13 protein-coding genes are annotated in these 14,912 nt (G+C 37.2%); all 13 read left to right on the plus strand.

The features are described 5' to 3' along the window. The first annotated feature begins 16 nt into the window (after positions 1 to 16). The 13 genes from ACIQ1H_RS14735 (at position 17) to ACIQ1H_RS14795 (ending at position 14,899) form a co-directional block, all read left to right on the plus strand. Entirely contained in the window at positions 17 to 910 is an 894-nt protein-coding gene (locus ACIQ1H_RS14735) for a fumarylacetoacetate hydrolase family protein (protein ID WP_402889733.1), read from the plus strand. A gap of 20 nt (positions 911 to 930) precedes the next feature. Next, positions 931 to 1,359 carry an L-fucose mutarotase gene (gene fucU, locus ACIQ1H_RS14740; protein ID WP_402889735.1) on the plus strand — a complete coding sequence of 143 codons (429 nt, stop codon included), beginning with the start codon at positions 931 to 933 and terminating at the stop codon, positions 1,357 to 1,359. Between the two features lie 109 nt (positions 1,360 to 1,468). Further along, a complete protein-coding gene (locus tag ACIQ1H_RS14745) occupies positions 1,469 to 2,482 on the plus strand; it encodes an asparaginase (protein ID WP_402889737.1) in 1,014 nt (337 codons plus the stop codon). A gap of 27 nt (positions 2,483 to 2,509) precedes the next feature. After that, positions 2,510 to 3,820 (plus strand): ABC transporter substrate-binding protein, encoded by a 1,311-nt coding sequence (locus ACIQ1H_RS14750; protein WP_402889738.1) that lies wholly within the window; start codon positions 2,510 to 2,512, stop codon positions 3,818 to 3,820. Positions 3,821 to 3,992: 172 nt separating this feature from the next. After that, positions 3,993 to 4,880 (plus strand): carbohydrate ABC transporter permease, encoded by an 888-nt coding sequence (locus ACIQ1H_RS14755; RefSeq protein ID WP_139859901.1) that lies wholly within the window; start codon positions 3,993 to 3,995, stop codon positions 4,878 to 4,880. Then, complete coding sequence (locus tag ACIQ1H_RS14760; RefSeq protein ID WP_139859899.1) at positions 4,877 to 5,692, plus strand: carbohydrate ABC transporter permease; 816 nt, start codon at positions 4,877 to 4,879, stop codon at positions 5,690 to 5,692. Before ACIQ1H_RS14755 ends, ACIQ1H_RS14760 begins: the two co-directional genes overlap by 4 nt. Before the next feature lie 29 nt (positions 5,693 to 5,721). After that, positions 5,722 to 7,722 carry an alpha-amylase family protein gene (locus tag ACIQ1H_RS14765; RefSeq protein ID WP_402889741.1) on the plus strand — a complete coding sequence of 667 codons (2,001 nt, stop codon included), beginning with the start codon at positions 5,722 to 5,724 and terminating at the stop codon, positions 7,720 to 7,722. Between the two features lie 124 nt (positions 7,723 to 7,846). After that, the gene (locus ACIQ1H_RS14770; protein ID WP_402889743.1) at positions 7,847 to 9,286 is read left to right on the plus strand and encodes a M17 family metallopeptidase; all 1,440 of its coding nucleotides are present in this window, start codon (positions 7,847 to 7,849) and stop codon (positions 9,284 to 9,286) included. A gap of 2 nt (positions 9,287 to 9,288) precedes the next feature. After that, positions 9,289 to 9,981: a copper homeostasis protein CutC gene (locus ACIQ1H_RS14775; protein WP_139859795.1), complete on the plus strand. Its 693-nt coding sequence runs from the start codon at positions 9,289 to 9,291 to the stop codon at positions 9,979 to 9,981. A 27-nt stretch (positions 9,982 to 10,008) separates the two neighbouring features. Then, positions 10,009 to 10,947 (plus strand): ROK family protein, encoded by a 939-nt coding sequence (locus ACIQ1H_RS14780; protein WP_402889744.1) that lies wholly within the window; start codon positions 10,009 to 10,011, stop codon positions 10,945 to 10,947. A 397-nt stretch (positions 10,948 to 11,344) separates the two neighbouring features. Then, the gene (locus tag ACIQ1H_RS14785) at positions 11,345 to 11,995 is read left to right on the plus strand and encodes a TetR/AcrR family transcriptional regulator (protein WP_139859797.1); all 651 of its coding nucleotides are present in this window, start codon (positions 11,345 to 11,347) and stop codon (positions 11,993 to 11,995) included. An 87-nt stretch (positions 11,996 to 12,082) separates the two neighbouring features. Beyond that, positions 12,083 to 13,225 (plus strand): acyl-CoA dehydrogenase, encoded by a 1,143-nt coding sequence (locus ACIQ1H_RS14790; RefSeq protein ID WP_139859791.1) that lies wholly within the window; start codon positions 12,083 to 12,085, stop codon positions 13,223 to 13,225. Between the two features lie 33 nt (positions 13,226 to 13,258). Beyond that, the gene (locus ACIQ1H_RS14795) at positions 13,259 to 14,899 is read left to right on the plus strand and encodes an AMP-binding protein (protein ID WP_173478704.1); all 1,641 of its coding nucleotides are present in this window, start codon (positions 13,259 to 13,261) and stop codon (positions 14,897 to 14,899) included. Positions 14,900 to 14,912 lie beyond the last annotated feature (13 nt).

Consider the following 14,912-nt stretch of genomic DNA (forward strand, 5'->3'; position numbering starts at 1 on the left):
GACGTGAGGAATGACTATGAAACTATTAACATTTGAAAAACAGGGCGACTATCAATTAGGCGTTCAAACGAAGCAAGGCATTATCGATATAGCAGCATCGATGGACAAAAATTCTAATTTTAATAATTTACCCGATTTAGCGTCTCTATTTTCTTGTAATAAAAAAGAGATAGCAAAGCTGCAAAATTTTATTCAGGCAATAGAAGTAGAAGAAAGTGCAGTATTTATAGAGGACAGTCAAATCAGCTGGGGACCATGCGTTACAAAACCTCATAAAATTATTTGTGTTGGTTTAAATTACCGAAAACATGCAGATGAAACGAATGCAGCATATCCAGAAGTGCCTATTTTATTTAATAAATTTGATAATACATTAACTGGCCATCAAAGTGCTATTCCAATTCCAACTGTAACAAAGCAACTTGATTATGAGGTAGAGCTTGGCATTGTTATTGGTGAAAAGATAAAAAATGTAAAAGAAGAAAATGCATTAGACCATGTTTTTGGTTATTGCACTGTCAATGATCTATCAGCACGCGATTTGCAAATGAAAACACAACAATGGTTGTTAGGAAAAACGTGCGATAAATTCAGTCCTGTTGGTCCTTACTTAGTGACGGCAGATGAGATAGAGAACCCTAATAATTTGGCATTAAAAACATATGTAAATGGAGATATACGACAAAACTCAAATACAGCGGATATGATTTTCAATTGTGCTGAAATTATTAGTTATATTTCTCAACATATGACATTAGAGCCTGGAGATCTTATTTTAACAGGTACACCTGAAGGCGTAGTATTCGGATATCCTGCAGAGCAGCAAATGTATATTCAACAAGGGGATGAAGTAACTGTAGAAATCGAGAAATTAGGTTCTCTGACAAATTACTTTGTAGCAGAAGATTAAAGAAATGAGTGTGAATAACTATGCTAAAAGGGATTCCTCCAATTATTTCACCAGACTTAATGAAAGTATTAATGGAGATGGGGCATGGAGATGAAATTGTGTTGGCAGACGGGAATTTTCCCGCTGCCAGCCATGCCCAACAGTTAATCCGATGTGATGGACATACGATTCCAGAATTATTAGAAGCAATATTAGCGTTCTTTCCTATTGATACGTACGTGGAACATCCGATTCAATTAATGGCAGTTGTCCCTGGAGATACGGTGGAACCAACGATTTGGAAAGAGTATGAACAAATCGTTCAACGTCAATCCGAATATCCAATTCCATTCGAATTTATGGAGCGCTTTAAATTTTACGAGCGCACAAAAAAGGCATATGCTGTAGTCGCAACAAGTGAAAAGGCGCAGTACGCTAACATCATTTTAACAAAAGGTGTCATTAAATAATCGGTATTTTCGAGAGGATGAACATTAACTGAATGTTCACCGTAAACTCGATATGAATACAAGCGTATCGGGAATTTGGTCATTCTAATGTAACGGGGGAAAGCGAATTATGAATTCTGAAGTTTTAGTAGAAGAAACAAGAGCGAACTTATTGGAAAATATTCATTCGGGCGTTGTTTGTGGTGTAAATGACAGTAAAGAGGCAATATATCAAGTTGGTAATATTCAACATAATACATATTTCCGTTCTGCTGCGAAACCAATTCAAGCACTACCCGCATTTTTATCTAAAATTGATTTGAAGTATGGCTTAACTGATAGGGAAGCGGCATTATTTACTGCTTCGCATCGTGGAGAAACGTATCATATAAAAGCGCTGGAAACGATGAAAGAAAAATTAGCTATTGATGAAAATGAATTATTTTGTCCATATTCGTACCCTTTAAATGCGGAACCGAAAGAGGCAATGTTAAGACAAAATCTTGAGAAAAGACGACTTTTTCATAATTGCTCAGGAAAACATATGGGCTTTATTGCAACGTGTCGTGAAATGGGTTACCCAACGGAGGGTTATTGGAATATAGACCATCCCCTACAACAGCTTATTTTGAAAACGCTATCTTATTTATCTGAAACACCGCTATCTGAAATTCATGTCGGAGTAGACGGCTGTGGTGTGCCTGTGTTCGCAATACCGCTGCACAATATGGCTATTACAAGTTTGAAATTAGCTTGTCCAGATTTAATTGAAGATTTGGAACTTAGAGAAGCGGTAGAGCGAATGACAACAATGATGAACAATGAATTCAACATGGTAGCGTCTGAAAACTTTATTTGCTCAGTGTTATTGCAAGATCGAAATATTGTAGCAAAGGGCGGAGCAAAAGGTGTTTATTGCTTTGGCTTGAAGAAAGAACGTTTAGGTTTCGCATTGAAAGTTTTAGATGGCTCAGAAGACGTTTGGCCAAATGTAATTGCTGCGATTTTAGAGCAAATAGACTATGAAAATAAAGAAACAATTGCTAATATTCGATCGCTAAGACCTAGCATCATTAAAAGCGATGGAGGCATTGAAGTAGGATCAATCCGTGAGGTATTTGCATTAACACCAAATACAAAATAAAAATTTGTTACAAAGGGGATGAAATTTATGAAGAAAAAGATGTTAGTCGTATTGATGGTTTTATTAGCTACTATACTTACAGCGTGTGGTGGTTCGAGTGATGCTAGTGATAATGCAGATGGTAAGGTAAAAATTAGATTGCTAACAAGAATGGCTGGGACAAGCACTCAGGCACAAATCTACAAAGATATTATAAAAGAATTTGAAGCAAAACATTCCGATGTAGTGGTAGTTGATGAATCGCAAGGTGATGAATCAGCATTTAACAATAAGCTGAAAACAGATCTTGCATCTGGCACTTTACCTAACATCTTTAGAGTACAAGGTGTTGCAAATTTAAACGAGTATATTGAAAGTGGCTTACTTATGGATATGGACCCAATTTTAAAGGATGATCCTGAATGGGGACAAAATTTCACAGAAGGTGCATTAAAGTATTATCAAGTGCCAGGTCATGAGGGGACTTATGGAATTCCAATGGAGTCTGGTTTAATTGGTGTTTATTATAATGAAGAACTACTTAAAAAAGCGGGTATTAATGAATTCCCTGAAACGTGGAGTGAACTAACAGCAGCAGTTAAAAAGTTAAAAGGCATCGATGTAACACCTATTGCACTTGGGGCAAAGGCAACATATATGGCGGGACATTTACACAACCAAATTTTTTATAAATGGATGGGAACAGAAGCAGCGAAGAAACTAGGCACTAGAGAATTAAAATGGACTGATCCAGATGTTGTGAAAACACTAGAGTATGTTGAAGACTTAAATAAGTTAGATGCATTTGGTCAAAGTGCTGCTGGTATAAGCGATGAGATTGCTGTGGCAGATTTCCTTGAAGGGAAAGCAGCGATGATTATTACTGGTCCATGGAATATCGGTAAATTTACAAATTCCAGTGAGACAGAATACGCGGATGCTATTAAACTTGCGAAATTCCCATATTTTGATGAAAAACCAGAGTTTAAAGATGAAGATATGCAAATTATTAGCCCATATATGGTGAATGGCAAACTTGAAGGAAAAGAAAAAGAATATACGATTGAGCTTTTAAAAATGCTTACTTCTGCTGAAGCAGCTAAACGATTTGCAGAGGAAGCGCAGTTCTTAATTCCAAGATCAGATATCGCCATTGATAACTCGAAAGTATCTGAATTGTTCTTACACAATATTGAATTAGGTGCTACGTCAACAGGAATTGCAGTAGATGTCTTCGATTTTGATCCACTACCATCTATGCAAGATAGAACAAGAAACTCTATCGTAAGTATCTTAATTGGTGGTAAGCCTAAAGATGCAGCAAAAGAAATTCAAGATGAAATTGATAAATCTAAATAAGTAGTTTTTCAAAGAAGAACAATGAACATTTAGATGAGCTAAAAGGCGGCGACTCCAGCGGAGCGAGGAAAGCTACTCGGTGCTTGCCCGTAAAAAGCGTCCGCCTGAAGCTTATACGAAGACATTGTATTTGATTAGGATTACAAAAAATTTAAGAAATGGAGGGGAATAGATGAATGTAAAAACAAATAGAGATAAGTCGAAAATTTTTCTATTTACTTTACCTGCCTTAGTAATCTATATTCTATTCCTTATTATACCTATGATAGGCGCCCTTTATTTTTCCGTTGTCAATTGGAATGGCATTAAAGGAGCACCATTAAATTTTGTTGGTTTAGAAAACTATCTCAATGTGTTTAAAGATAAAGACTTTCTTATTTCTTTAAAAAATATGTTTGGCATGGTGTTTTTTAGCGTTTTATTCCATACACCAATCGCTTTATTGCTAGCAGTTGCTATTAATACAAAATTTAGAGGACATCGATTCTTTAAAGTCATCTATTTTGTACCTACTATTTTTCCACTTACAGCTATTGGTTTACTTTGGTACTTTATCTTTATGCCGAATGGCTCATTAAATAGCTTATTAGAATTTATTGGGCTTGCAGATTTAGCTAAAGGCTGGTTAATTGACTCGTCTACTGCGATGGGTGCAATTATTTTTGTAAACATTTGGGCAGGTGTTGGATACTACATGGTCATCCTATTAGCAGGATTAACAACGATACCAGAAGAAGTATATGAAGCGGCAGAGATGGATGGAGCTTCAGCCGTACAAAAGTTCTTCCATATAACAGTTCCTATGTTAAAGCCAATTATTACTTTATGTATTTTAATGGATATTATTGGGACAGTGAAAGTATTCGATCTAATTTTTGTTATGACTGAGGGAGGACCGAATGGACTAACCAATTTGCCGACTACTTTAATGTATTATGAAGCATTCAGATACAATAATTATGGCGTTGGTAGTGCATTAGGGGTCATTATTTTTGTCATTGCGCTCGTATTGACTATCGGTAGTGAAGCAATCATGAATAGGAAGGAGAAGAATCAATGAAAAAGAAAATAATATTATATGTTTTTGTCATAGCAATGGCTTTATTGTTTATTGAACCGATGTTATTTACATTAGTTTCTTCTCTTAAAGGAAATAAAGAAATATTTAGTTCACCCTTTAGCTTACCTGAGGTTTTTAGATTTGAGAACTATGTAATTGCTTGGCGTGAAGCGAATATGAGCAGATACTTCTTAAATAGTATACTGATTTCGATGGCAACAGTGATTATTCTCGCGATTGTCTCTTCCATGGCATCATTTACATTATCGAGATTTAACTTTAAAGTGAATAAATTTTTAGCCCTGTTTTTCCTGTTAGGTATGATGATACCTATGCATACAGTGCTTGTGCCAGTTTCTTATATTATTGGCGCATTAGAATTGAAAAATAACTTAGTGGCATTAGTGCTCCTATATGTGGCGTTTTCTTTGTCGTTTAGTATTTTAGTTTTAACACGGTTTATGAAAGGAATTAATGCCTCTTTAGAAGAAGCAGCACTTATGGATGGTGCGAGTTATTTCCAAATATATTTCAAAGTAATATTGCCGATGTCTGTTCCAGCTATTTCGACTGTTTCGATTTTTAACTTTTTAGGCGCATGGAATAACATTCTGTTCCCACTTTTATTTATTAATGATGACCGCTTAAAACCAATCGCATTGGGTCTATTAAACTTTAGTGGTGAAAGAGGATCAGAATACGGGCCATTAATGGCTGCCATCGTCATCACGATATTAGTGCCTTTAGTCGTATATCTTTTATTCCAAGAGAAAATTGAAAGTGGTCTTGCGGCAGGTTCAGTCAAAGAATAGCAATGAAATTGTGATTATAATAGGGGGTTATGAATTTGAGCGAATTACGTTATAGACAGGTGCATTTAGACTTTCATACGAGTGAAGATATCCCTGGGGTTGGAAAGGACTTCGTTGCAGAGGAGTTTGTGGAGACATTAAAAGAAGCCAATGTAAACTCGATTACTTGTTTTGCTAGATGTCATCATGGCTGGTTGTACTACCCTTCAAAGCATCGTCCAGATTTGATTCATCCACATCTTGAAAATAAAAACCTGTTATTAGAACAAATAGAGGTTTGCCATAAAAATAATATTAAAGTGCCGATTTATACAACTGTTCAATGGGATGGTTATATTAGCAAACATCATCCTGAGTGGTTATCGATTGATGAAAACGGACAATTCATTAATAGCCAGGGGGTTCCTGAGCCACATTTCTACTATACAATTTGCTTAAATAGCGGCTATAGACGATATTTTAAAGACCATTTACAAGATATTATCGATACAGTAAAAAGCGAAAATATTGATGGCTTCTTTTTAGATATTTTATTTAAAGTGGATTGTAATTGTAAAAATTGTTTTGAACAAATGGAGCGAAAAGGATTAGACACAGGAAATAGAGTCGATCGAATCTATTATTCTACGGTGATGCTTGAGGAATTTAAAGCAGAGATTAGTGATTTTATTAGAACTAGAGTACCACAGGCAGGTATTTTCTATAATAGCTCTCACATTGGTCCAGGCAATAAAAGTAGCTTAAATAATTATACACATTTGGAGCTTGAGTCTTTACCAAGTGGTGGCTGGGGCTATGATCATTTCCCTGCAACGATGCGATATTCTCGTACATTGGGCAAGGACATCATTGGTATGACGGGCAAGTTCCATACGTATTGGGGTGATTTCCACTCACTGAAAAATAAGGCAGCATTAGAGTTTGAATGTTTCAATATGCTTGCTTTAGGTGCTGGCTGTTCGATTGGAGACCAACTTCATCCGAATGGCAAATTATCGAAGGCGGCTTATGAATTAATCGGCAGTGTGTATGGCAGAGTGAAAGAAGTAGAAAAGTACTGTATGAATACTAAGCCAGTTGCAGAAATCGGGTTATTAACGCCTGAAGAATTTTATACACCAGGAGATCATAATTTAGGTATCCATCCAGCATTAATTGGTGCCGTTAGGATGCTACAAGAGTTATCTTATCAGTTTAATATTATCGACAGTCAAATTGACTTTAATGACTATCAGTTAATAATCTTACCTGATGTGATTGACTACTCTCCCGAATTACAGCAAAAGCTACAGGCTTACGCTAATAATGGCGGAAAAATTATTGGTACGTATGAATCGCTAATTAATAAAAATAGTAACGAAGAAGATTTATATGGAAATGTCTATATTGGCGAATCAAAGTATGACCGGGATTTCGTTTTACCGAATGATGTAATAGGTAAAAAATTATACAAAGAAGAATATGTCATGTATTTAAAAGGTTTAGAAATTAAGCCTGTACAGTCAGAGGTACTGATGCAGACAGTAAAACCTTACTTTAATAGAGAAGGGACTACATTTTGTTCGCATCAACATGCCCCATCTTCGCATACATTTGGACATGCTGCAGTGACAAAACGCCAAAATATCATTTACTTCTCACACCCTATTTTCAAACTATATCGAAAAAATGGCCTCGCTTGGTGTAAATGGATGATGAAAGATGCCATTGACCATCTTCTCGAAAGTAAGCTTATTGCTCATAATGGTCCGTCGACATTGATGACATCATTAAATGAGGATAAGGAAACAGGGGCAAAAATTTTGCATGCACTTCATTATATTACGGAGAAGCGTTCAGAGGATATTTATACGATTGAAGATATTATCCCACTTTATAACACAGAGATTAGAATGTTTGTTGGTGAGACAAAGGTGACATCTGTAAAAAAACTGCCTGAATTAACAGAGGTAAGTTACAGTGCTGAAGGACCGTATATACACTTTACTGTCGATAAAATCGAGGGACATTTAATGCTACATATCGATTAATGTTACTGAAAAAACTATAAAAAGGGAAATAGTCTAAGAAAAATATTCTTAGATATTTTCCTTTTTAATATAGTTAAAGGCAGGCTCGAAACTTAATTACGATAAATGAAAGATGTGATGATAGATGGAATTTCATTTTGGGCAACAGAACAAGGGTATAGTTGTTGTAAATCCTGTATTACAATCAGCTCATCAATCTCTCCAAGTTCCTAAATGGATGATTGAAAAACATAAATGTCACTGGCTCAGACATGAAACAGAGCAGGGAGGACAGGATTACTTAATTGTTGGTTTAGGAAGCAATGATACCGTTACTTATGAAAGCTTACGAGAAGCCGCAGGAGAAGTAGCAAGAGTGGCTAACGCAAGTGAAAATGATGACATGCAAGTATCTTTTGATTTTTTAAATGCAGTGGATCTCAATCAAGTAGATGCTGTGACTGCTTTTGTAGAAGGTTGGATGCTTGGAGCCTACCAGTTTCAAAAATACCGTCAAGAAAAGAAAGTAATAAAACCTTGTAATGTTTATTTTTTATTGGACGAAACAGAAGCGTTACTAGAAGCGATTCATATTGGGAAGTTACGTGCAACCAGTATAAATATTACGAGAGACCTATGTAATACAGATCCAATAGATTTAAATCCAGACACTTTTGCTGAAACAATTCGCCAGCATTTTGGAGGAAAAAATCTGTCCGTAAACATTTATAATACAGACGACTTGCAACAGCTTGACTTAAATGGGCTACTTGCAGTTGGCAGAGGCAGTCAATATTCTTCGTATTTAGCAGAAATTAAGTACTGTACGAATGTTAATAAGCCACATATCGTTTTAATTGGAAAAGGCATGACTTATGATAGCGGTGGTATTAGCATTAAAACGGGTCTTAACATTAGCGATATGCGTATGGATATGGGTGGGGCAGGTGCTGTATTTGGTGCTATGGATTTAATCGCTTCAAAAAATGTAGATGTAAATGTCACTGCCCTGTTGCCGATTGCTGAAAACTTGCTTAATGAAAAGGCGTTTTTACCAGGTGAAGTTATTCGTTTCGCTAATAATTTGCATGTTCAAGTTGGCAATACAGATGCGGAAGGAAGGCTTATTTTAGCTGATGCTCTATTATATTCTGAAAGGTTAAAGCCTGATGTAATCATTGATATTGCTACATTAACGGGCTCCATTGGTGCGGCGCTAGGCTTAAAATATGCAGGTGTATTCGGAGATGAGTCGATTACAGAATTAATGAAGAAGCTAGGTAGTCATAATGGTGATTTTATATGGCCGATGCCACTTATCGATCAATATGAGGAATCATTAGCGAGTGATTATGCAGATATTTGTAATATTAGCTCAGACAATCTTGCAGGTTCTATTACGGCCGCACTGTTTTTAAGAAAATTCGTCCCTAAAGGTATTAAATGGGGACATATTGATATGGCGGCACCTGTTCAATCACCTAAAACGACAGGATATCATGTGCGTGGTGCATCAGGTTATGGCGTTCGATTATTGGCAGATTTCATAGAAAGCTATAGTAAACTAGGAAAAGGAAATGACTAAATATGGTTATTGAAGTGATTGCAATTTCTTTAACAGATGCGATAACGGCACAAAAAGCTGGAGCTGACAGAATTGAATTGGTCGCAGGTATAGCCGAGGGAGGGCTCACACCGAGCTATGCGATGATTGAAAGTGTGTGCAGCGAATTAACGATCCCTGTAAATGTAATGATTCGTCCTCACAGCCGTTCATTTTGCTATGATCAAAATGATATGAAAATAATGTTAAAAGATATTCAAATATGTAAACAGCTAGGTGCGAGTGGAATAGTCGTAGGTGCACTTACCGAAGAGCAAAATATTGATGAGCTTATTTTACAACAATTAATTGAAGCAGCAGATGGATTGGATATTACATTTCATCGAGCATTTGACGATGTAAAGGACCAATCCAAGGCGTTACAAACACTAATGTCCTATAAAGAAATATCACGAATTTTAACATCAGGTGGCAAAAGTAAAGTACTTGATGCGGTTAGTGAAATTCAAGCTTTAGAACAACAAGCAAGCCTCGCTCATATGCAAATCATGCCAGGATCGGGTCTATCACCTAAAACCCTTCCATCCTTTTTACAGCATGTCAACGTTTCCGAATTTCATTTTGGATCTGGTGTTCGACATCAATCCAGCTTTGACCATTTTATAGACGAACATAAAATTAAAGAAGTTAAGGATATAATTTTATCCCGTGCATAGACACAGTGGACCATTGGGGGAAATAAAATGCAACAAAAAGAGTACCTAGTTGGAGTAGATATGGGTGGGACAAAAATTGCCATTGGATTATTAAGTGTTGATGGGGAAATGATTAAGGAAATTCGTATGGATACAAGAGGGCACGAAGGTCCAGAGATTGTTGTCAATAGATTGGTAGAGGCGATAAATGCTCTTTCAGAAGGCTATGAGATTAGAGGTATAGGCGTCGGCGTGCCTGGGATAGTTGATACAGATTACGGCATTATTCACTATTGGTCTACTTTTGATTGGAGAAATGTACATTTAGGGCAGATGCTAAATGCACAATTAGATAAGAAAATTACAGTTGTCAATGATGCAAGTGCAGCTACTTGGGGAGAATTCAACTTCGGGGCAGGCCAGCAATCAAAGAATATGCTTTTTATGACGATAAGCACTGGAATCGGTGGCGGTATTATTTTTGAGCGAAAGCTATTTACTGGCAGTAATAGGTTAGCTGGCGAAATAGGGCATGTCACTGTGAATCCGAACGGACCAACATGTAATTGTGGCAAATTAGGTTGTTTAGAAGTATATGCATCAGGAGTATCGATTCAACGACATGCGGTGGACGCAATCAAAAAGAGTACATCTATGCTAGTTGAAATGGAGAAGCAAGAACAAAGACCGATTGATACTAAAATGGTGTTTGCTGCATACGAATTAGGAGATATAGTTGCACAAGAAATTATTGAGCAAGCGGCTACATATGTAGGTATTGTTTTGGCGAATTTTATACAAACATTTAACCCAGACTGCATTGTACTCGGTGGCGGTGTTATGAAAACAACTTCTCGATTTATGGAAAAGATTGAAGAAGTGACCGAAACCTACGTCCTTCCTTCCTATCGAAACACATATGAAATAAGACGTTCGCAATTGTTTGAGAACGCAGCATTAATTGGTGCGGCCCATTTAATTGTTTGAGTGCCTGTCACCTCTAAAAACCCACTTAGCTTTCTGCGCGCAGGAGCCTTCGTGGGTTTTTACTTGGTGGGAAAGTTCAGAATTGTTTGAGTGCCTGTCACTGTGAATGGAGTTATGACATGGGAAATTTGAGCATATAGTTAATGTATGTATTTTGTAGTTGAAGCTTTAGAAGGAAATACGTTTTGTTGTTAAAAGCGGGTTGTTTATATGCTGTTTAATGTAAAAAAATTCTCTTTCATGCTATTAAATTGTTTTATGGAACTAGACACCAATTTTTGAGAATGCTATATTAAAGGAGTCATAGTATTTTTATAATTAGGAAAATTAAGTGAATACATGTCCTAATTATAAGGAACAAAGGGGTAAGTGTTATAAAGAAGGATGATAGGTGCCTATGGTAAAAAAAACGTTAAAACAAAGAATTGTAGACGCTTCTGTAGTGCTGTTTCAGCAAGATGGCTATCATAACGTAACTGTTGATCGCATTGTGGAATATATCGGTGCATCAAAAGGCGGATTTTATCATAACTTTAAATCGAAAGATGAATTGTTATATGAAGTACATGATGTGTTTATTTCCTATGTTATCAAACAATCACAGGAAGCTTATGACAAATACGATACACCTATTGAACGCTTATGTGCAATGCTTCAAACGCTGACACAAGTGTTTGATGTGTATCAAGCCCATATTACTGTATTTTATGAAGAAAGCCGTTCGTTGTCAGAAGAATATAGTGTAATCATTCATAAAAAGCGGGACCAATATCGGGAAATATTACAAAAGGTGATTGAAGAAGGACAGCACACGAAAGATTTTCGTGCTGAATTACCTTGTACGATTGTAACAATGGCCATTGTAGGGATGATTAACTGGACATATATGTGGTTTAAACAAACAGGTCCATTAACAATGGAGGAAATTACAGAAGTATTTACGGATATGATTTTACGAGCAATTGTGACAGAGCAAGCTATGGAAGAAGCAACTCAATTTATGGTCAAGGAAAAGCCAGAAGAAATAGCTGGTTTTATTAATCTTTAAAACCGACCGACTAGTCGGTCCAGATTTGTGTAACTGTCGTCTGAAAGAAATCCGCTATGGCAAATTGGAAACTAGGGGGAAATGGGAATGAACTTTGAACTAACGAAAGAGCAAGCGATGATTCGAGACATGGTACGTGATTTTGCAGAGAAAGAGATTAAACCTTACGCTCGTGAAGTCGACGAGACATCAACAATGAGAATAGAAAGCTTTGAAAAAATGGCAGAGCTAGGCTTATTGGGTATCCCGTTTCCTGAGGAATATGGTGGTTCTGGTGGAGATACGGTGTCCTATGCAATTGCTGTCGAGGAAATTGGGCGCGCTTGTGGTGGTACGGGTTTAAGCTATGCAGCAGCAGTAAGCTTAGGTGCCGCTCCAATTTATAATTTTGGAACGGAAGAACAAAAGCGTGAATGGCTTGTACCTTTAGCAAAAGGCGAAACATTAGGTGCTTTCGGTTTAACGGAGCCAAATGCAGGGTCTGATGCAGGTGGAACACGTACAACAGCAGTTGTGGATGGCGATGATTACGTTATTAACGGTGAAAAATGCTGGATTACAAATGCAGGCCATGCAAGACAAATTATTGTCACAGCAGTAACTGGCAAGCGTGAAGATGGCAAAAAAATTATCTCATCAATTATTGTGCCAACAAACACACCTGGTGTCACAATCAATTGTAATTACGACAAAATGGGAGTACGTGGCTCCAATACATGCGAAATTATTTTGCAAAATGTTCGCGTACCAAAAACGAATCTATTAGGGGACGAAAAACGTGGGTTTAGCCAGTTTTTAAATACGTTAGATGGTGGACGTATTTCCATAGCGGCTTTATCAGTCGGCATTGCACAGTCTGCTTATGAAAAAGCATTAAAGTATGCGAACGAACGCGAGCAATTTGGAGCACCAATCTCCAAGTTACAAGCAATACAGTTTAAATTAGCTGATATGGCAATGGAAATAGAGCTTGCTCGTACACTTGTACATAAAGCAGCATGGCTTAAAGATCAGAAAAAACCATTTGCTAAGGAAGCAGCGATGGCGAAGTTATTCGCATCAGAGATGGGCTTCCGAACTTGCAATCAAGCCATTCAAATTCATGGTGGTTCAGGTTATATGAAGGAATACGATGTAGAACGTCATTTACGTGATATTAAATTAATGGAAATCGGTGAAGGTACTTCTGAAATTCAACGTCTCGTTATTTCTCGTCTAATTGGCTGTTAAAAACATTAAATAGCATATTTAAGGGGGATTTTCATGGCAGAACTTGTGTATCAAACAATTGGTCAATTGCTCGATGAACAGTCTAAAAAATATCCTAAAAATGAAGCGCTAGTGTATGCAGATAGAGACTTACGTATGACTTATGAGGAGTTAAATCATCAAAGTCGTTTAGTTGCGAGAGGATTAATGGCCCTTGGTATTGAAAAGGGAGATCATATCGCAGTGTGGACGACAAATGTTCCTGAATGGGTACAGTTACAGTTTGGCACAGGAAAGATGGGGGCGCCAATCGTTACGGTAAACACAAATTATCGTGCACATGAACTGGAATATTTACTAAGACAATCCGATGCTAAAACGATAATTTTAATCGAAAATTATCGGGACCATTCTTTTATGAATACACTCCAAGAAATTTGCCCAGAGCTAGAAAATTGTGAACCTGGTAAATTGCAATCAGAGCGTCTACCTTTATTGAAAAATGTTATTTTAATTGGCGAAACAAAATATCCAGGAGTACTTAACTGGTCAGATGTACTGGCAGCTGCGGAGCAAGTTACAGAGCAACAATTAGATCAAATACAGGCTTCACTCCATTATGATGATGTCATTAATATTCAATATACATCAGGAACAACAGGGTTTCCAAAAGGGGTTATGTTAACGCATTATAACTTAGTCAATAATGCGGTGAACATTGCCGAATGTATGCGCTTAACGTCAGAGGATCGCTTATGTATTCCAGTGCCATTTTTCCATTGCTTTGGCTGTGTAATTGGTACGTTAGCCATAACTACAAGTGGTGGAACAATGGTGCCAGTGCAAGAATTTTCTCCAGCGGAAGTATTACGAACAGTTGAAAAAGAGAAGTGCACTGCATTACACGGAGTACCGACAATGTTTATTAGTGAATTGAATTTGCAGAATTTTTCGTCGTACAACTTATCGACATTGCGTACGGGCGTAATGGCAGGTTCCAATTGCCCAATTGAAGTGATGAAAGCAGTAATCGAGAAAATGGGGATGACTGATGTCACTATTTGTTATGGTCAAACGGAATCTTCTCCTGTCATTACTCAAACGAGAGCAGATGACCCATTCCATTTAAAAGTAGAGACTGTAGGTAGGGCATTACCAAATCTAGAAGTTAAAATTGTCGTTCCTGGTACAGATGTAGAAGCGGCAACAAATGAGCAAGGCGAGCTATGTACAAGAGGCTACCACGTGATGAAAGGTTACTATAACAACCAAGAGGAAACACAACTTGCAATTGATCACGATGGCTGGCTTCATACGGGTGATTTAGCAACGATGGATGAAGAAGGTTATATAAGGGTAACAGGCCGTTTGAAGGACATGATTATTCGTGGTGGTGAAAATTTATACCCACGTGAAATCGAGGAGTTTTTATATACATTTCCAAAAATCGCTGATGTACAAGTAGCGGGCGTTCCTGATCCTAAGTACGGTGAAGAAGCCGCTGCATGGATTATATTGCGAGAAGGGGAACAGGCGACAGAAGAGGAAATCCGAGCTTTTTGCCGAGATAAAATTTCTAAACATAAAATTCCGCGACATATTTTCTTTATCGATAGCTACCCAATGACTGCCTCAGGAAAAGTGCAGAAGTTTAAACTACGTGAAGATTTTGTGGCAGCAGTGAAGGTCAATTAGGGAGGGGGCAAGA

The sequence above is a fragment of the Lysinibacillus sp. NPDC097279 genome (assembly GCF_044761745.1).
Taxonomy (GTDB): domain Bacteria; phylum Bacillota; class Bacilli; order Bacillales_A; family Planococcaceae; genus Lysinibacillus.

Bases quoted from the DNA above. Each gene is read 5' to 3' on its own strand.
- ACIQ1H_RS14750 (WP_402889738.1), top strand. From the start codon at position 2,510: ATGAAGAAAAAGATGTTAGTCGTATTGATGGTTTTATTAGCTACTATA.
- fucU (WP_402889735.1), top strand. From the start codon at position 931: ATGCTAAAAGGGATTCCTCCAATTATTTCACCAGACTTAATGAAAGTA.
- ACIQ1H_RS14770 (WP_402889743.1), top strand. From the start codon at position 7,847: ATGGAATTTCATTTTGGGCAACAGAACAAGGGTATAGTTGTTGTAAAT.
- ACIQ1H_RS14795 (WP_173478704.1), top strand. From the start codon at position 13,259: ATGGCAGAACTTGTGTATCAAACAATTGGTCAATTGCTCGATGAACAG.
- ACIQ1H_RS14775 (WP_139859795.1), top strand. From the start codon at position 9,289: ATGGTTATTGAAGTGATTGCAATTTCTTTAACAGATGCGATAACGGCA.
- ACIQ1H_RS14790 (WP_139859791.1), top strand. From the start codon at position 12,083: ATGAACTTTGAACTAACGAAAGAGCAAGCGATGATTCGAGACATGGTA.
- ACIQ1H_RS14745 (WP_402889737.1), top strand. From the start codon at position 1,469: ATGAATTCTGAAGTTTTAGTAGAAGAAACAAGAGCGAACTTATTGGAA.
- ACIQ1H_RS14760 (WP_139859899.1), top strand. From the start codon at position 4,877: ATGAAAAAGAAAATAATATTATATGTTTTTGTCATAGCAATGGCTTTA.
- ACIQ1H_RS14785 (WP_139859797.1), top strand. From the start codon at position 11,345: ATGGTAAAAAAAACGTTAAAACAAAGAATTGTAGACGCTTCTGTAGTG.
- ACIQ1H_RS14780 (WP_402889744.1), top strand. From the start codon at position 10,009: ATGCAACAAAAAGAGTACCTAGTTGGAGTAGATATGGGTGGGACAAAA.
- ACIQ1H_RS14735 (WP_402889733.1), top strand. From the start codon at position 17: ATGAAACTATTAACATTTGAAAAACAGGGCGACTATCAATTAGGCGTT.
- ACIQ1H_RS14755 (WP_139859901.1), top strand. From the start codon at position 3,993: ATGAATGTAAAAACAAATAGAGATAAGTCGAAAATTTTTCTATTTACT.
- ACIQ1H_RS14765 (WP_402889741.1), top strand. From the start codon at position 5,722: ATGAATTTGAGCGAATTACGTTATAGACAGGTGCATTTAGACTTTCAT.